Annotated in this window: 11 protein-coding genes and 1 pseudogene; all 12 read right to left on the bottom strand. The window is 39.4% G+C overall.

Translation table 11 applies throughout. The features are described 5' to 3' along the window. Positions 1 to 10: 10 nt before the first annotated feature. A pseudogene (locus tag E4N80_RS12955) lies at positions 11 to 121 on the bottom strand (methyltransferase family protein); the annotation flags it as partial. Between the two features lie 223 nt (positions 122 to 344). Further along, complete coding sequence (locus tag E4N80_RS01470; RefSeq protein ID WP_253699851.1) at positions 345 to 1,097, bottom strand: head GIN domain-containing protein; 753 nt, start codon at positions 1,095 to 1,097, stop codon at positions 345 to 347. 150 nt (positions 1,098 to 1,247) lie between these two features. Further along, complete coding sequence (locus E4N80_RS01465) at positions 1,248 to 3,068, bottom strand: ABC transporter substrate-binding protein (RefSeq protein ID WP_253699849.1); 1,821 nt, start codon at positions 3,066 to 3,068, stop codon at positions 1,248 to 1,250. Positions 3,069 to 3,178: 110 nt separating this feature from the next. After that, a complete protein-coding gene (locus E4N80_RS12950; RefSeq protein WP_366797097.1) occupies positions 3,179 to 5,239 on the bottom strand; it encodes an ABC transporter ATP-binding protein in 2,061 nt (686 codons plus the stop codon). Between the two features lie 8 nt (positions 5,240 to 5,247). Further along, a complete protein-coding gene (locus E4N80_RS01450) occupies positions 5,248 to 6,756 on the bottom strand; it encodes an ABC transporter permease (protein ID WP_253699847.1) in 1,509 nt (502 codons plus the stop codon). 31 nt (positions 6,757 to 6,787) lie between these two features. After that, positions 6,788 to 8,212, bottom strand: a complete 1,425-nt coding sequence (locus E4N80_RS01445; protein WP_253699845.1) for an ABC transporter permease subunit — start codon at positions 8,210 to 8,212, stop codon at positions 6,788 to 6,790. A 298-nt stretch (positions 8,213 to 8,510) separates the two neighbouring features. Beyond that, entirely contained in the window at positions 8,511 to 12,785 is a 4,275-nt protein-coding gene (gene rpoC, locus E4N80_RS01440) for a DNA-directed RNA polymerase subunit beta' (RefSeq protein ID WP_253699844.1), read from the bottom strand. A gap of 24 nt (positions 12,786 to 12,809) precedes the next feature. Next, a complete protein-coding gene (gene rpoB / locus E4N80_RS01435; protein ID WP_253699842.1) occupies positions 12,810 to 16,313 on the bottom strand; it encodes a DNA-directed RNA polymerase subunit beta in 3,504 nt (1,167 codons plus the stop codon). A gap of 148 nt (positions 16,314 to 16,461) precedes the next feature. Beyond that, positions 16,462 to 16,851 (bottom strand): 50S ribosomal protein L7/L12, encoded by a 390-nt coding sequence (rplL, locus tag E4N80_RS01430; protein ID WP_253699840.1) that lies wholly within the window; start codon positions 16,849 to 16,851, stop codon positions 16,462 to 16,464. 116 nt (positions 16,852 to 16,967) lie between these two features. Continuing rightward, a complete protein-coding gene (gene rplJ, locus E4N80_RS01425; RefSeq protein ID WP_002680363.1) occupies positions 16,968 to 17,585 on the bottom strand; it encodes a 50S ribosomal protein L10 in 618 nt (205 codons plus the stop codon). A 2-nt stretch (positions 17,586 to 17,587) separates the two neighbouring features. After that, the gene (gene rplA / locus E4N80_RS01420) at positions 17,588 to 18,268 is read right to left on the bottom strand and encodes a 50S ribosomal protein L1 (RefSeq protein WP_002667601.1); all 681 of its coding nucleotides are present in this window, start codon (positions 18,266 to 18,268) and stop codon (positions 17,588 to 17,590) included. A 1-nt stretch (position 18,269) separates the two neighbouring features. Then, positions 18,270 to 18,701 (bottom strand): 50S ribosomal protein L11, encoded by a 432-nt coding sequence (rplK, locus tag E4N80_RS01415; protein WP_010695132.1) that lies wholly within the window; start codon positions 18,699 to 18,701, stop codon positions 18,270 to 18,272. Between the last annotated feature and the right edge of the window lie 22 nt (positions 18,702 to 18,723).

The following is an 18,723-nucleotide window of genomic DNA, read 5'->3' as shown; positions in this document are numbered from 1 at the left end:
CCATCAGCAATTAGTTATGTATTTTTCTCCACGGAATAAAGCGGTTGACCTGTTTACTATAAGCCTTATATTCCTCGCCGAAGCGTTCTGAAAGCCATTTTTCTTCAGTGAGCTTCATAAAATAACAGGGAGATGTTCTTGGTTTTCTTTTTTCATCCTATATAAAATCCTTCCTTAAAATTGAACAGCTGAACAAAATATCAATTTTGGAAGCTGTTCAATTCGCCGTTGCGTAACGTCAGTGAGAAACGGCATACAATAAAGCGATGTTTGTCGAAAGGCAAACTCGACAGCGTTTTTTGACAATGCCATCTGCATTGTCAAAAATAAGCCTTCATAACTTTTTAAAGAGAAGATATGCGGCCGCTGCCTGAGCTTTTTATTTCAATTGCAGGATTACCCTTATAACGGACGGAACCGGAGCCACGGATATCGGCTTTTAAATGCCGTGTAACCCATACTTTTGCAGAACCGGAGCCTGAAATTGAAATATCCGCCTTTTCGGTTTCAAAATCGGTTGTTTTTATATCCCCTGAACCGGAGATATCCGCTATCATATTTTCGGCTTTTCCCGTTGCGGAAAAATCGCCTGAGCCGGATACGTCCACTTTTAGAGTGTTTACCATAATATCGCGTGCGGTAATATTACCGCTGCCTGATATATCTATCGACATTGAATCTTTAGGCATATTGAATGATGAAATGGTACTGGTAAGTGAACCGAACGTCTGCAACTTTATTAAAGAAGGCATTGTAATAAAGACTTTACGGCGAGTCGGTGATATGCCGTATCTGTATCCAGACTTAAAACCGATGTTAAGAGTGGTACCTGTAAGAGATATATCCAAATAGGGGAAAATATTTTCATCCGTTTCAATTTGAATGGAAAAGGTTTCGCTATACCTTATATCGGCAGTCCAACCACCCTTGATGCAAACAGCATTAAAATCGCTTTCAGGGAATGATTTAGTTTCCATCTTTCCGTTTCCTTTAATGACTTCGTCCGACCCGGGCAAGGATCGGCAGCCGATACAAATAACCAAAAGAGCTGTTATCACGGCAGCTTTTACAATACCGATTAGCTTGACTTTATTCATAAAAACTCCTTTATATAAGTTTCTTTTTCTTTATAATAATACTTTAAAGTCTCGGACATGTCAATGCTGAAAAAACCGTTTCTAACAAACCGGATCTTCCAAAGGACTACAAGCCCTTTGGAAGATGTAAAGAGTATTCTTAATTATACATCATTTTTCATTTTGATATTCTAATAATAATTTTCTACTCTTTTCTAAATCAACATTTAATTCATTGCCCGTATCAATCAATGTGGACAATGTAGAATATGCTTTTTGCTTAAGTCCCGAGTAAACGGCTATAAAACCTTCTTGTTCTACGGCATTAAGTACAGCTTGTCTAAGTTTTTGATTTTTAAACTTACTACCATCCTTTAAATTAAATCCTGCATAAATAACAGAATTTGAACTTCGTTTAGAAACCAATACTTTTGCATCACCTTCAAGAATCTCAACCTTATCATCATCAACTGCAGGAACAAAATCAACTTCTCCAGATCTAAAAGCTCCTACTGCAGAGGCATTATCAGCAATAACCTTATAGGTTATCTGTTTTATTCTTGGCTCATGCTTAGAACCAACCATATATCCGGGGTTTTTCATAAAAATTATATCATATTCGTTCTTTTTAACCAGAATATATGGACCGGAACACCATAAAGTATTATTATATGTACTTCCTTCCGTTACTGTTGATTGATCACCATAAATTACATCTTTCTTGGGATCATAAGTCTTAACATTTAAATCTTTATTAACCTTTGTAACTTGTTTAACTGATGTAATTCCGGCTGATTGATGAGCTAAAAAATTTAACACTTGCGGAAATGGTCTTTTAGTAATTATTCTTATTACTTGATATACACCGTCTTTAGTATTTGCTTTAGTTTTATCGGCTGTCAGAGTTTTTATTGATGTTGGAGCAGACTCTTGCAAAGCACTCAATATGGATGTACTGGTTCCCGACTTTTTACCGGTCTTCAGTATATTTAAATCCGTTATAGCTTCTATACTTTCCATACTTCCATGCAAGGTAAAAGTCCTATGATCCGGTGCACTATTTTTGTCTCTTGCATTATTTAAAGAAAATATTACATCATCAACCCCTACCCTTTCACCGGTGTTAACGACATTTTTGTTTTTATCCACGGCTGCGAAATATACATCATCTCTAAGTAAAAAATAATACTCTTTATTTCCTTCGGCTATAACATTACCATATGAAAGGGAGCCCTCAGCAATAATATCATCTTCATCAGTTAAATTAACCAATCTTACATACATATTTGTATTCAACTGATTAATTGAGCCGTCATTACCTTTTATCGGCCATAAAGATGTCAAATTTGCAGTATTTTGTGTCAAAATCAAAGGACGTTTTTCATTTAAAGAAGAATCATTATACTCAAATTCTTCCCAAACCAAAGAGCGTGATTTAGAATGTCTAACATTATTCTTTATCAATTCTTTGTTATAAGCCAATATTCTCAAGTTAGAATAAAGAGGAACAATATAGGCTTTTTCAGATACAAGATAATTTTCCAATTCTCTGTAAGTTTCAACATATTGTTCCGGCGTTTCTGCTGCAGCTTTGTCTATAAGTTGATCGACTTTAGCATCTGAAACCGGTAAATTATTATAATCTCCACCGGTCATAAAAAGGGACCTCACAGCATAATCAGGGTTACCTGTAACTGTAGTCCAACCGGTTATTGCCAAATCATAATCACCGGCTTTAAGCGGTACTAAATAACTTGAATAGTCAGGCTGAGTATTTAATTCTACATTAAAGCCTGCTTTTGTTAATTGATCCCGTAAAACATTTGAAGCTTTGCTCTGATATGACGATTGAGATAATATTCTAATTGTCTCAGTCTTATTTCCGGCAACAGCTTTACCGTCTCCGCCAGCAGCAGAATTTTCTCTAGTTTTGCTACCGCAACCGGCTAAAAGTGCAATAGCTAAAACACATCCAAATAATCTTCTTTTCATCTTAATCCCCCTATTTATATAACTACACCATGTTATCAACATAAGTAGTTTTAATATTACATTCAATGATACATTATTGATACATATCTGTCAATATACAGTTTTATTTATTAGGTATTACTATATTTACAATTACCGTTTTCTATTTCATTCCATCTATGACAAGCTACAAAATGATCACAAGCGACATTTTTCAATGAGGGAGTAATCTTGGAACATATTTCTATTGCAAAAGGACATCTGCTTTCAAACCGGCACCCCTTTTTAGGGTTAATTGGACTTACTATCTCTCCCTTAAGTAATATCCTTGAAGTCTTCTTGTTAACGGTTATTGACGGTATTGCACTAAGTAAAGCTATAGTATATGGATGGAGAGGTTTATAAAAAATTTCATTTTTGGGTGCTCTCTCAATAAGTTGTCCCAAATACATAACCCCAATTTCATCCGATATATGTTTTACTACAGACAAATCATGACTAATAAACATATAAGTAAGGCCTATCTGCTTTTGTAATTGCATAAGTAGATTCAATATCTGAGCTTGAACAGACACATCCAAAGCCGAAACAGGTTCATCACATACTATAAATTCAGGATTCATAGCTAGAGCTCTAGCAATAACTATTCTTTGTCTGCGTCCGCCATCAAATTCATGAGGATAATTATTGTAAGCTTTTTTAGATAAACCGACTAAAGACATAAGTTCAAGTATTCTCTTTTGCAGAGCTTGTTTTTCGCTAAATTTTTTATGTATAGTTAATGGTTCTCCTATAATTTGAGATACACTCATCCTTGGATTTAAACTGGCATATGGGTCTTGAAATATAATCTGAAAATTCTGTCTTAGTTTTCTCATCTCTTCACTATTAAAGTTTGTTATATCCATCCCATCATATAAAATACTTCCTGCGGTCGGCTCATGAAGTCTTAGTACGGTTCTTCCTAAAGTCGATTTACCGCAACCGCTTTCTCCTACTATACCAAGAGTTTTTCCCCTGGGTATAGCAAATGAAACATCATCAACAGCATGTAAATAACCGCTTACTAAAGGGAAATATTTCTTCAAGTTTCTTACTTCTAAGAGAGGTTTTTCATTTGCTTTATTTGGAATATTATCATTTAAAACCTCAGTCTTATTTTCTATATTAATTTTATCTATAGTTGTATTTTTATCCTCACCGGTATTAAGAACAAATTTGCTTATATCAAAGTGGCATCTATACATATGATTATCACCTTTAATTCCCGGTTTTTCTTTCATACATATATCTTTAGCATAAGGACATCTAGGATAAAAATAACACCCATCAGGAAGTTCCGATGAATTTGAGACGCTCCCCTTTATCGGACTTAGTTCGGCAACATCTTCATCAATTTTTGGAATAGAACCGAAAAGGCCGACTGTATACGGATGTTTCGGTTGCTCAAAAACATCCTCAACATTTCCACTTTCCACTATTTCACCGGCATACATAATACATACTTTATTACAAGTTTCAGCAACAACACCTAAATCATGAGTTATCAAAAGCATAGACATATCAAATTTTTTTATCAAATCCTGCATTATATTTAATATCTGTGCTTGTATTGTTACATCTAATGCCGTAGTAGGCTCATCAGCTATCAGTAATTGAGGTTTACACAATAAGGCCATTGCTATAACAACACGTTGTTTCATACCTCCGGAAAATTGATGCGGATAATCGTTATAACGCTCTTTATTAATGCCTACTGTTTCAAGCATATCTACAACTCTCTTTTTGATATCTTGTTTCGGCATTTTTTCATGGGTTTCAACGACTTCTTCCAGCTGCTCTCCAATTGTCATAATTGGATTTAATGCGGTCATAGGATCTTGAAAAATCATAGATATACCATTTCCCCGCACTATTCTATTTTCTTTTTCAGTATTTCTTATTATGTTCTTTCCATCGTAGTATATCTCTCCATCTACAATTATTCCGGGCGGATCCGGTACCAGCTGCATAATAGACAGTGCCGTAGTTGTTTTACCTGCCCCCGTTTCTCCAACGAGTCCAACAACTTCGCCTTTTAATATTTCAAGATTTAAACCATTTACAGCACGATATATTTCATCCTCTGTCACATAATGAACATGCAGATTTTTTATACTTATTACCGTATCTTTTACTTTATTATCAACCATACTATCACCTATTTTAATTTAGGATCTAAAGCATCCCTAAGACCATCACCAAAATAATTAAACGCTAAAACAATCAGTATTATTGCTATCCCTGGGAAAATTGCTATATGCGGACTGGTTTCCAAAAAGCTGCTTCCGGCTTTTAATATATTACCCCATTCAGGAATATGAGGCTCTACGCCCAGTCCTAAAAAACTAAGAGCACTTGTTGAAAGAACAGCTGCACCTATCGACAAAGTAGCCCTTACTATTATAGGAGCAAGTGAATTTGGAATAATATGTTTAAATATTATCCTAAGATCTTTTGCTCCACAAGCTCTTGACGCTTCAACAAATTCTTGATTGGAAATTGTCAATACCGTAGCCCTCATTGTTCGAGCATATATTGGTATATATGCAACCGACAAAGCCATTATTAAATTGAATGTATTAGAACCAAACGCAGCGATTATAGCAATAGCAAGTAATATTCCCGGAGTTGCATAAAGTATATCCAGTAATCTCATAATTACATTATCTACATTTTTCCCATAATAGCCCGATATGGCACCAAGGAAACAACCGATTATAATAGGAATTCCTGTAGATATTATACCGACTGTAAGAGAGATTCTGGCACCGAATACAATTCTAGTAAATAAACACCTTCCATAGTCATCCGTTCCAAATGGAAATTGTAAACTTGGAATTTGCTGTATTGTGCTATAATTATTCTCTACTGCATAAGCATAATCAAATGTAAGATAGCTGCATATTGATATGGACATCAAAAAAACTATAAAAAACAAACCTACAACTGATACATAATTTCTAAAAATTCGTTTTAAAACATCTATCCAGCCTATACTAGCTGCAGAATTTTTGTGAAATTTTTTGAACAATATCATAATACCTAATATGAATGAAAATAAATTACCTGTAACTGAAGAAAGTATTAAAATTATCGCAAATGGAACTGTAAATTTACCCAAATTACCTGAACTTATTTTTGAAGACAATAAGATAGTAACAATATTAAATAATGCTAGTAATAAAAGTATACCAATACCTATAAAAAAAAAGTTTGAAATATATTCTTTAGCCAAATTCAAAAGAGATATTACTATAACAACAAACGTTATTAAAAAAGAATATACTGCTAAACAATATTCAATACTTTTTTCTTTTTTTATAAGCATAAAACCGGCATTAGACAATAAAAAATTACCTGTAAGTATAAAGGGAATAAAAATATAACCGCATTTCATGGTTGTACTTAAAACTTTCCCATTTTTAGTAAAATCTTTTTTTATTTTTTTACAAACTATATATTGTAAAAACGAACCGATAAAATATACTATAAAAACTATAGCCGGCACAAGCTCAATTTCTCCTGTTTTAAAATTATATGAAGAAAAAGCAAATATAATAGATACAACTAACGAAACCTGCCATGCGAGCCTTGCTGTTGCATATTCAAGGCTGTTTCCTAAAAGCCTCAAATATCTTTTATTTAAATAGAAATCCTTATCGACCACAATGCATACCCCCATTTAGTCTATAATTATTTTACGAATTTTTTATTTTTGATTTTATCCTAGGATCCAACATTGCATATAGTATATCAACCATTAAATTCACAACACTAATAACAACAGCAATATATACGACTCCTGCTAATACAACAGGAACATCAGGTATAAACTGCCTATCAACAATGAAACTGCCAAGACCGCGTATATTAAAGCTTTTTTCGGTAACGGCTGAACCGCCTAATAGAGCACCAAATTGAAGCCCTATAACCGTTATAATCGGTATCATTGCATTTCCTAAAATATGCTTTATTGTTACCCTATAGGGAGATAAACCTTTTGCTCTTGCCGTTAATATATAATCGGAATGCTTAACCTCTAACATAGATGAACGGGTCATTCTTGCAACTGTAGCGCTCATTCCAGTACCTAGTACTACTGCAGGCATTATTAAAGACTGCCAATTACCCACAATATATGTTGCCGGAAGCCAGCTCATTTTTATAGAGAATTGCAAAATTAATAATAGGGCAAGCCAAAAATTAGGTATAGATAAGCCTATCAATGCAAAAAACATGAATGTATAATCAAAAGAAGAATATTGTTTTATAGCAGACATAATTCCTGCCGGTATAGCTATTAATACTGCAATAAAAACAGAGCAAAATGCTATAGTCAACGTTATAGGGAATTTTGTTGCAATTTCAGTAGAAACAGACATATTTCCAACATATGTGATGCCCAAATCAAAAGTTACAAGAGATTTAAAAGTTGTAAATAGTCTTGAAAAATATGATGCATTTAACCCATACACTCTATTAAACTCTTCAATTTGTTCCGGAGTTGCCGTTTGACCTAAAATATTTACTGCAGGATCCATAGGAGAGAAATACAGTATAGTAAAGACCATAAAAGTAACTCCAAAAATTACAAACACCATCATAAATAATCTTTCTAAAATATACTTTTGAATTGGTCTAGTATATATATAGAGAAGCATGTACATTGGAAAAGAAATGATAATGGAAAGGATTAGGAATACAGGATTTTTAAGTGTATCAAGAAAAAAATCTAAAAATGTTATCTTCTTCACTAAATTATGTTCACAAAGATAATCTATTTTCTCATAATATAACTCATTGTATCTTTTTTTTGCATTCTTTTCAGCTTCTTTTAATATCTCAGCTTCAGACATAACTTTCTTAAAATACTCATTCTTACGGACTACCTGTTCATAAGATTCTTTTAACAAATTTTCCATCGTATTGGTATTTTGAAGTTCTTCATTTACATTTGCAATAATCTCAGCATATTGATTCATTGCAGAAGAAGATTTAGTAATTTTTTTTATCAAATATTTGATGTATACAACTAAAAAAGAAAACACACCAAACAAAAGAATCCACAGCTTATACTTACGGTTCATCCAAGCTTTAGTAAAGCTATTATTAATAAATTTCATAATCAAGACCACCTAAATTAAGAAATTAAAAGAAATAGTTATAATCAATGAAATTATATTATCAAGTATGAGCAAATGTCAATAGGGAAAAAATTACTGTAGGAATTTCACCTTCCCCTCCCAACCTTTGAATTTTTCCCAATCCTTTTGTTTTCATCTCAACCAAACAGTAAACCAAAACCTTTGTAAAAATGCGGGTTCTTAGGGGCTGCGCCCCTAAGCAGTCGTTGAAGGGAGAGGGGGTTTTAGGGGGAGAGGGAAACTTGCGTCTGAACAAGTTCCCCTCTCCCCCTATATTTTAGAGATCATCCAAAAAGCTTTCTTCTTCGATAAGTTCTTTTTCTTCGAGAGCTTGAGCAGCTTCAGCTTCAAGCCTTCGGCGTTCAAGAATTTCGTTCATCTGAATATCCAAGTCGCTCTTATTTTTATCGAAAAGTTTAATGTCGCGGTACTGCTTCATACCTGTTCCGGCAGGAATAAGATGTCCGATAATTACGTTTTCCTTTAGACCGCGAAGCTCATCCGATGAACCTGCAATAGCGGCATTTGTAAGAACCTTCGTGGTTTCTTGGAAAGAAGCGGCCGAAATAAAGGAATCGATATTTAGAGCTGCCTTTGTAATTCCTTGGAACATAGGACGGGCAACGGCAGGCTGACCTCCTTCTTCCTTAACCCTCTTATTTTCCTCATGGAAGCGGTATTTATCTATCTGCTGGTCAAAGATAAACTTGGTATCTCCAACCGAAACAATCTTTACCTTTCGGAGCATCTGACGTACGATTATACCTACGTGTTTATCGTTGATGGTAACACCCTGAGCATCATAAACTTCCTTGATTTCCTTCATCAAATAGTTTTGAAGGGCATTTTCACCGAGGATATTTAAAATATCGTGCGGATCAAAGCTGCCGTCACACAAGGGTTCTCCGGCTTTTACCGTATCTCCGTCACGGACAAGCATTCTCTTTCCTATAGGAACCAAGTGCTTTACATCATGGCCGTATTCGTCACGAACCATAATAGTTCTCTTGCCCTTGAGCAAGCCTTTCTTTATGGTAACTACACCGGCAATAGCGGCAAGAACGGCAGGCGACTTTGGTCTGCGGGCTTCAAGAAGCTCCGAAACTCGCGGAAGACCTCCGGTAATATCCTTAGTCTTTACCGACTCTTTTGCTATCTTTGCAAGGATTGCACCGGCCTTAATCTCCTGACCTTCTTCAACCAAGAGCTGTGCACCTCCGGGGAGGAAGTAAGAGTCCTCACCTACGGTGTTACCCGATTCATCTGAGATAAAGATGCGGGGCTGCATCTTATCGAAGTGAGCATCGCTTATTCGCTTTTCGACAACACCCGTTTCTTCATCGGCTTCTTCTTTTAAGGTTGTACCGGGCAAAATATCTTCAAATCGGACAAAGCCGTCATATTCAGCCAAAATGGGATCGGCAAAGGGGTCGAAGGTACCGACCGTTTCTCCGGCCTTTATAACATCATTTTCTTTTACTACAACCTCGGAACCGTTTCTTATCTCTATTGTCTGCTCTTGACCTGTCAAATAGATAATATTATCTCTGACTTCGGCAATGGCTATATTTTCCGAAAGCACTTCCTTTCCGTTCTTTAATGTATAAAGAGGATTACCCTTTACTACCCTTGTGCCTGTACTTACAAGGGCTGTTTCGCCTTTTTTAAGAGCATACTCATTCAATACCCTGCTGAATGTAAACTCGCCTTTTCTTGTAAAGAGGAAGTGTCCGTTTTTAAGAGTTACATAAGAACCTTTTATACCGCGAACGATGATAGAATAATCGTTAAACACGATTCTGTTTTCTTCAACATTTTTAGAAGCCGTACCGCCCTCGTGAAAGGTACGCATTGTAAGCTGTGTACCGGGCTGACCGATGGACTGGGCTGCGATAATACCTACAGCCTCCCCTATTCGGACAATTCTGTTTCGGGCAAGATCCCGTCCGTAACATTTTACACAAACACCGTGCTTGGATTCGCAGGTTAAAACGGTGCGGAGCTTAACGGTTTCAACACCGGCTTCTTCTATCTTCTTAGCTGTTTCATCCGTAATATACTCGTTTACATCTATGAGAAGCTCTCCCGTAATGGGGTGAATAACCCTTTCCAGAGTGTATTTTCCGGCAATACGCTCGCTCAAGGACTCACGGATTTCGTCTCCGCGTTTAATTGCGGCATATTCTATACCGTTAATGGTACCGCAGTCTTCTTCGTTTACAACTACGTTTTGAGCAATATCAACAAGACGGCGGGTCAGGTAACCTGCGTCAGAGGTTTTAAGAGCCGTATCGGTCAAACCTTTTCGGGCACCGTTAGTCGAAATAAAGAATTCCATAACATTTAAGCCTTCTTTAAAGTTCGATCTAATCGGAAGTTCGATAATGTCTCCCGTAGGCTTGGACATAAGACCTCGCATTCCGGCAAGCTGATTTATCTGATCCTTATTACCTCGGGCACCCGATGTAGCCATCATGTGAATTGTGTTAAATCCGCCCTTGTCTTCTTGCAGACGGTTCATAAGAATCTCTTTAAGATTGGAGTTTGTCTTTTGCCAAACGTCAACCACACGGTTATAGCGCTCTTCTTGGGTAATGTGGCCGCCCTTATACTGGTTATAGATTTCCAAAACCTCTTTGTTGGCCTTTTCGAGCATTCCTGCCTTTTCAGGAGGAATAATCATGTCTTCCATACTCAAAGTTGCGCCGAAATATGTTGCATACTTATAACCGACAGCCTTGAGCTTGTCCAAAAGCTGAACAGCCAGCCACGGCCCCTTATCCTTAAAGACATCTTCTATAAGTTTTCGTATTTTTTTATCGTTTAAAGCATCATTTGTAAAGGGAACGCCTTCGGGCATTTCCTCATTAAATAAAATCCTTCCCGGTGTAGTTCTTACGGTTTCAATCTTGCCGGGTTCCGTTTCATAGTTGATTAAAACGGGTTCCTGCCAGCCTACGGCATGACATTCTGCGGCCATCAAAACTTCTGCAACGGAAGAATAAAGGCGCTCTTTTTTACCCTCAGGCAGAGCTCTTTCTTTTGTAAGATAGTAAAGACCCAGAACCATATCCTGTGTCGGGAAAACTATTGTTTTTCCGTTTGCAGGGTCGAGAAGGTTTCGGGCTGAAAGCATCAAAGTCCAGCATTCCATTTGAGCCGCCTGAGTGAGCGGAACGTGGATAGCCATCTGGTCTCCGTCAAAGTCGGCGTTAAAGGCCTTACATACAAGAGGATGAAGGCGGATAGCCTTTCCTTCTACCAAAACGGGTTCAAAGGCCTGAATACCGAGCCTGTGAAGGGTCGGAGCACGGTTTAAAAGAACCGGATGCTCGCTTACAACCTCGTCAAGGACTGCAAAAACTTCGGCAGCTTCCTGTTCTACAAGGAGCTTTGCCTTTTTAATATTGGAAACAACTTCCTTTTGAACAAGTTTTTTCATTATAAAAGGTTTAAACAGCTCCAAGGCCATCTTAGTAGGCAGACCGCACTGCCAAAGCTTGAGCTCGGGGCCTACAACGATAACGGATCGGCCTGAATAGTCAACACGCTTACCTAATAGGTTTTGGCGGAATCTACCCTGCTTTCCCTTTAAAAGATCGGAAATCGATTTTAGAGGTCTGTTTGAAGCTCCTTTAATAGCCTTTTTGCGCTTTGAGTTATCAAACAAGGCATCGACCGCTTCTTGGAGCATTCGCTTTTCGTTTCTGATAATAATATCGGGGGCCTTTAACTCCATGAGCTTACTCAAACGGCTGTTTCTGTGAATAACCCTTCGATATAAGTCGTTGAGGTCGGATGTTGCAAAGCGGCCTCCGTCAAGCTGAACCATGGGGCGTAAATCCGGAGGAATAACCGGAATAACATCAAGAATCATCCACTCGGGTTTGTTGCCCGATGCCCTGAAATTTTCGACTATTTCGATTCTGCGCAAAAGGCGTTGATCGCTTTTTGCACCTTTTTCAATCATTTTAGCACGAAGCTGGGCAGCAAGCTCATCTAAATTTATGTTTTGAAGAAGGGTTTTTATAGCCCCTGCTCCCATACCTGCAGTAAAGGCGGCTCCATAGCGTTCGTGAGCATCCCTGTACTCATCTTCGGTTAAAAGCTGCATGGGTTCCAAGTCGGTATCGTTTGCATCTATAACGATGTATTTTTCATAGTACAAAACAGACCTCAGGGCTGCAACCTGTAAGTTAAGCAAAAGTCCCATTCGGCTAGGTACCGAGCGGTAATACCAAATATGAGAAACGGGAGCTGCAAGTTCTATGTGTCCCATGCGTTCACGGCGTACCTTAAAGTGAGTAACCTCAACACCACAGCGGTCGCAGATAACGCCCTTATAACGGATTGATTTAAACTTTCCGCAAAAACATTCCCATTCCTTTGTGGTTCCGAATATTCTTTCGCAAAATAAACCGTCCCTCTCCGGACGCAAGGTTCGGTAATTGATTGTTTCAGGCTTTTTGACTTCCCCATAGGACCAAGCCCTTATAGTGTCGGGTGAAGCAAGCTTTATCATCAAGCTGTCAAAATCTTGTATATCTCTCATAATCTCTCCCTCTCCTTACTTCCGTTAAAAGTTAGTACTTGTTTTTTCGCGTTTAATTAGCTCTTCATCCCTTTCGGTTAAAGGAATCTGCTGACCCTTTGCATCATAGATTGTAAAGTCGAGAGCTAAACCTCTTAATTCCTGTACCAATACGTTAAAGGATTCGGGGATACCGGCAGAGCTTGAAGGCTCGCCCTTAACGATGGATTCATATATTTTAGATCGTCCGTGCATATCGTCGGACTTGATTGTGATAAGCTCCTGCAAGGTGTTGGCTGCACCGTAAGCCTCAAGTGCCCAAACTTCCATTTCTCCCAAGCGCTGACCGCCGAATTGAGCCTTACCGCCCAAGGGCTGCTGGGTAACAAGAGAATAGGGGCCTGTTGATCGGGCGTGCATCTTGTCGTCTACCAAGTGAGCCAGCTTTAAGAAGTAGATAACCCCGACAAATACCTCGTTTTCAAAGAGGCGGCCGGTTAAGCCGTCTCGGAGTTTTACCTTAGAGCTGGTAGGATAGCCGGCTTCTTTAAGCTTCGCTTCAATCTGTTCCATACTGGGAGACTCAAAAACCGGAGACTCGTACCACTCATTCAATTTTAATCCTGCAAGTCCCAGCTCCGATTCCAAAATCTGGCCGATATTCATTCGGGAAGGAACACCGAGCGGGTTTAGACAAATATCAAGAGGTGTTCCGTCTTCCATGTAGGGCATATCTTCTTCGGGGAGGATTCTGGCTACAAGACCCTTGTTTCCGTGGCGTCCTGCCATCTTGTCTCCCTCGCGAAGTTTTCGTTTTGTAGCGATCAAGACCTTTACAACTTCATCTACACCGGGGCTCAAGTCATCTCCCTGATCCCTCTTTAAGCGCTGAACATCGATAACAGTTCCCTCGGTTCCGTGGGGAACACGCAGAGATGTATCCCGAACTTCCTTAGCCTTTTCACCGAAGATAGAATTAAGGAGCTTAAATTCGGGGGTTGTATCGCTTTCGCTTTTAGGAGTAACCTTTCCGACAAGGATATCTCCGGGCTTTACCTTAGAGCCGATGCGGATAATACCTTCGCTGTCGAGGTCGTCCAAGCTCTTTTCGGACTTATTCGGAATATCGCAGGTCATCTTTTCGGCACCCAGCTTTGTTTCCCGAACATCGGTTGAAAGCTCTTTTATATGGATAGAAGTGAACATATCTTCTTTTACGACCCTGCGTGAAATTAAGATAGCGTCTTCATAGTTATAACCGTTCCAAGGAACGAATCCTACGAGGATATTTCGGCCTAGGGCCAATTCTCCGTTATAGGTTGCAGGACCGTCAGCTATGGGCTGGCCTGCCTTGACCGTATCGCCTACATTGACGATGGGGCGCTGATGGTAACAGGTTTCTTGGTTCGTCCTTTGATATTTTAAGAGAGTATATTCGTCCTTGTCTTCTTTATTTTTTCCCTTTTCGGGGGCTATGATAATCGTATCGGAAGAAACAAACTCAACCTTTCCCGATCTTTTTGCCTTAACCAAAACGCCCGAATCATAGGCGCACTTTTTTTCCATACCGGTTCCGACTCGCGGAGGTTCGGGGAAAACTAAAGGAACAGCCTGACGCTGCATGTTAGAGCCCATGAGGGCACGGTTAGCGTCGTCATGTTCAAGGAAGGGAATTAGAGAAGCCGAAACGGATATAATCTGTTTAGGCGAAACATCCATGTACTGAATATCTTTCGGGCTTATTGAAGTATAGTCTCCAAGTTTTCGGCACGAAACTTGATCCGTATTGATCTTTCCGTCCTTTCCGATAGCGGAAGAAACCTGTCCGATAAAATACTTGTCTTCATCCATTGCAGACAAGTACTCGATTTCGCGGGTAGCAACCCCGTTTACAACCTTTACATAGGGAGCTTCCAAAAAGCCGTATTCATTTACGCGGGCATAGTTTGCCATAGAAACGATAAGACCGATGTTCGGACCTTCAGGGGTTTCTATCGGGCACATTCTTCCGTAGTGGGTATAGTGAACTTCTCGTACCTCAAAGCCTGCCCTGTCGCGCGAAAGACCGCCGGGGCCTAAGGCATTAAGACGGCGCTTATGAGTAAGTTCGGCCAAGGGGTTTACCTGATCCATAAACTGGGACAACTGGCTTGCTCCGAAGAATTCTTTAATAGCCGCAACTATGGGCTTAATGGAAATTAAGTCCTGAGGCTTGATGGTATCCATTTCCTTAGAACTCATCCTGTCACGGGCAATACGTTCCATTCTGGAAAAGGCTTTTTTTAGAACATCGGTCATAATTTCGCCGACTGACCTAATTCGCCTGTTTCCTAAGTGGTCGATATCGTCAATGCTTTCTTCACCTATGTAAACCTTGATCAAAAATTTCATGGTCTTAAATATATCTTCTTCAATTAAGGTTGTACCTTGCACCTCATCCGGGTAGTCGAATTTTTTGTTTAATTTATATCGGCCGACTTTACCTATATCATACCGGCGAGCCGTAAAGAACATATTATGCAGGTCTTCTTTTGCATTTTCGTAGGTAATAGGATCTCCGGGACGGATAACGCTGTAGACTGCGTTTAAAGCATCTTCAACTGTCGGCTCATCGTTTACGGCCGGATCGGGAGTATACTTGATTTCTTCCCTTTCAAAACAGTTGATAATAATCTGAGAATCCAAAGAGTCTTTTCCCTTAAAGTCGATTATCGTTATCTTTTTAACTCCGCTTTGGATTAAATCGTCGATGTTGTGTGGATGAATTTTTTCGCCGGCTTGATGCATCTTACGCTTTTCGCCGTCTTCACCCTTTACAAAGACATCTCTGGCCAGTACCTGACCGATTAACTCTTCGTACTCAGTCCTATCCGGAGATATTTTTGCTGTCTTTGTTTTATAGAAAAGGTCGATAATTTTTTCTCTTGTGTCATATCCGAGAGCGCGCAAAAATATCGTACCTAAAATTCGCTTTTTACTATCAAGCTTTGCATAAATAAGCTCTTTTTTCTGATCTATTTCAAATTCAAGCCATGTTCCTCGGTAGGGAATAATGCGGCTTGAGTAAACACCCTTTTCATGCGAAAAGATTACACCCGGAGAACGGTGAATCTGAGAAACTACAACCCTTTCCGCTCCGTTGATAATAAAGGTTCCTCTTTCCGTCATCAGAGGAATATCGCCCATGTAGATGTTTTTGCGGCGAATTTCCTTAGTTTCTTTAAAAAATAAGTCTATTTCGGCTTTTAAAGGAACGGAATAAGTAAGTCCCTTTTGTTTGCATTCAATTTCAGAAAATTTAATACTATCATAATCGAGAGAATAGGATAGATATTGCAAAGCCATGTCTTCATTTGTACTTTCGATAGGAAAAGTTGTATGGAATACCGATTCTAAGCCCTCAATCTCGGTCTCATCTGTCTTTTTTTCTTTGTTTAAAAATTTATTGTAAGATTGAATCTGAATATCGATGAGATTAGGAAGCTCCATAAAATTCGGAACATCCTTACCGTAATACCTTCGATCTATTTTTTGACCTCTTGCAAACATCCATTACCCCCCAAGTCTATATTTAATCACAAAAAGACTTCCTGAGAATTCATACAGGAAGTCTTAGAGAAAATTCATTGTCTATGCTGTTGTGCTTCTTTTTAGAAGAAGCACAACAAGGTCCGGCATAAAGCCGGTATTTTGCTCATTAAGCAATTTCAACTTCACCGCCGGCGGCTGTAATAGCTTCCTTAATTTTGGCTGCTTCTTCTTTAGAAACATCTTCTTTAAGGACTTTCGGAGCTCCTTCAACGAGCTCTTTAGCTTCTTTCAAGCCGAGGCCGGGAACAACGTTTCGAACTTCTTTAATAACACCGATCTTTTTACCGGGATCGGAAAGTCCTTTAAGAGTAACAGTGAATTCTGTTTTCTCTTCTTCAGAGGCTCCGCCTCCTGCAGCTCCGCCTGCAACTACTGCAACGGGAGCAGCGGCTGTTACACCGAATTTTTCTTCCATGGCCTTGATAAGCTCGGAAAGTTCGAGAATCGTTTTTTCGCCGATTGCTTCAATAATTTGTTCATTTGTTAATGCTGCCATATTATCTTCTCCTTAAAAATTAAATTTTTGTGCTTTTTAAGCACCTTAAGCAGACAGGGGGTCAGCTTTTGAAGCCTGACTGCTTAACTTCTTTCGGAAATATCCGAAAGCTTGTTTTAAGCCTCGGGAGCCGCTTCGGGAGCAGACTCTGCAGGCTGTTCGGCCGGCGTATCAGCCGCTTTTTCCTCTGAAGCAGGAGCTTCAGCTTTTGCTTCTGCGGGAGCTGCACCTTGGGCACCGCCCTTATCCACAATCGCCTGTAAGGTGCGTACAAACTTGGAAGTTGTAGCATTGACTGTAGACATAAACATTGCAATAAGATCTTTTTTGCCGGGAAGCTTTGAAAATGCCTCGATTTGTTTGGCATCATAAATTTCACCGTCAACTACCGCACCCTTAATTACAAGAGCGGGGGCATCTTTTGCATATTCAAACAAGGTCTTAGCAGCAAGGTTTGCATCTTCTGCAATCATAGCCAAGGCTGTAGGTCCTGTTAACCAAGAATCTACATCCTTAATATCGGCATCTTCAAAAGCAATGCGTGCGAAATTATTGCGTACAACCTTGTATGTGCAAGCATTTTCTCTGAGCTTTTTGCGGAGCTCAGTGATTTGCTCAACCTTTAAGCCTCTGTACTCGGTAAAAATAAAAGCGGAGGAGGCTTTTACATCGTTTTTGATGCTTTCAATCGCTTCGGTTTTTTGGCGATTCGGATTTTTTGTTCTTAATGCCATTTTTACTCTCCTACCTTATAATCAACCCAAACACCGGGGCCCATTGTCGAACTAATCGATACGGATCTGATATAGTCACCCTTTGCATCGGCAGGCTTTTTTCTCATCGTTTCGTTGATAAGAGCCTGTACGTTTTCCACAATCTTGGAAGAATCCATAGAAACCTTTCCAACAGGGAGATGAACAACTCCGCCCTTATCGGCACGGAATTCTACACGGCCTTTTTTAAGCTCGTTTATAGCGCTTGCAATATCCGTGGTAACCGTTCCTGTCTTGGGGTTAGGCATTAAGCCTCTGCGGCCGAGCACCATACCTAAACGTCCTACATCCTTCATCATATCGGGGGTAGCAACGGCAATGTCAAAATCGAGCCAGCCGCCCTTTACCTTTTCGATATACTCCGTAGAACCGGCATAAGCAGCTCCTGCGTCAAGAGCTTCTTTTACTCTATCGTCCGTACAAAAAACCAAAACCTTTTTTTCACCCCTAAACTGATGGGGGAGAACAAGGGTATCTCTAACGCTCTGTCCCTTACCAAGGGTCAAACTTACATGAACTTCAACTGTTTCATCGAATTTGGCGTATTTAAGCTCTTTGACAATATCAACAGCTTTGGGAAGCTCGTAGGATGCTGCAGAATCATACTTTGCAAGTGCATTTTTGTAATTTTTTCCGTGTTTCATACTAGCGCTCCACCTCTACACCCATACTTCGTGCAGTTCCTGCAATTATTTTCTTTGCAGCTTCAATGTCGTTTGCATTGATATCGGGCATCTTTGTTTTTGCGATTTCTTCCAATGCGGCCTTTGAAAGTTTCCCAACTTTTGCAGTAACCGATGTGGCAGAACCTTTTTCAATCTTACAGGCTTTTTTGATTAAAACCGATGCCGGCGGTGTTTTGAGGATAAAAGTAAAACTCTTATCGGCATATACCGTAATAACAACGGGGATAACCAAACCGGGCTCCATGGACTTTGTACGGTCATTAAACTGCTGTACAAACTGAGGCGCACTTACACCGTGCGGACCTAGAGCCGGGCCTACAGGCGGCGCAGGAGTTGCTTTTCCTGCGGGACACTGAAGTTTAATCTGTGTCACAACCTTTTTCTTTGCCATCTTCTCTCCTTCCGGTACAAAC

Origin of the sequence: Treponema denticola (assembly GCF_024181605.1) — a bacterium.
In the GTDB taxonomy this organism is placed as follows: domain Bacteria; phylum Spirochaetota; class Spirochaetia; order Treponematales; family Treponemataceae; genus Treponema_B; species Treponema_B denticola_B.
Note: the sequence above shows the minus strand (reverse complement) of the source record. Positions and strands in the feature narration are given on the sequence as shown.

Coding starts and splice junctions, on each gene's coding strand:
- E4N80_RS01470 (WP_253699851.1), bottom strand. CDS start 1,097: ATGAATAAAGTCAAGCTAATCGGTATTGTAAAAGCTGCCGTGATAACA.
- E4N80_RS01465 (WP_253699849.1), bottom strand. CDS start 3,068: ATGAAAAGAAGATTATTTGGATGTGTTTTAGCTATTGCACTTTTAGCC.
- E4N80_RS12950 (WP_366797097.1), bottom strand. CDS start 5,239: ATGGTTGATAATAAAGTAAAAGATACGGTAATAAGTATAAAAAATCTG.
- E4N80_RS01445 (WP_253699845.1), bottom strand. CDS start 8,212: ATGAAATTTATTAATAATAGCTTTACTAAAGCTTGGATGAACCGTAAG.
- rpoC (WP_253699844.1), bottom strand. CDS start 12,785: ATGAGAGATATACAAGATTTTGACAGCTTGATGATAAAGCTTGCTTCA.
- rpoB (WP_253699842.1), bottom strand. CDS start 16,313: ATGTTTGCAAGAGGTCAAAAAATAGATCGAAGGTATTACGGTAAGGAT.
- rplL (WP_253699840.1), bottom strand. CDS start 16,851: ATGGCAGCATTAACAAATGAACAAATTATTGAAGCAATCGGCGAAAAA.
- rplJ (WP_002680363.1), bottom strand. CDS start 17,585: ATGGCATTAAGAACAAAAAATCCGAATCGCCAAAAAACCGAAGCGATT.
- rplA (WP_002667601.1), bottom strand. CDS start 18,268: ATGAAACACGGAAAAAATTACAAAAATGCACTTGCAAAGTATGATTCT.
- rplK (WP_010695132.1), bottom strand. CDS start 18,701: ATGGCAAAGAAAAAGGTTGTGACACAGATTAAACTTCAGTGTCCCGCA.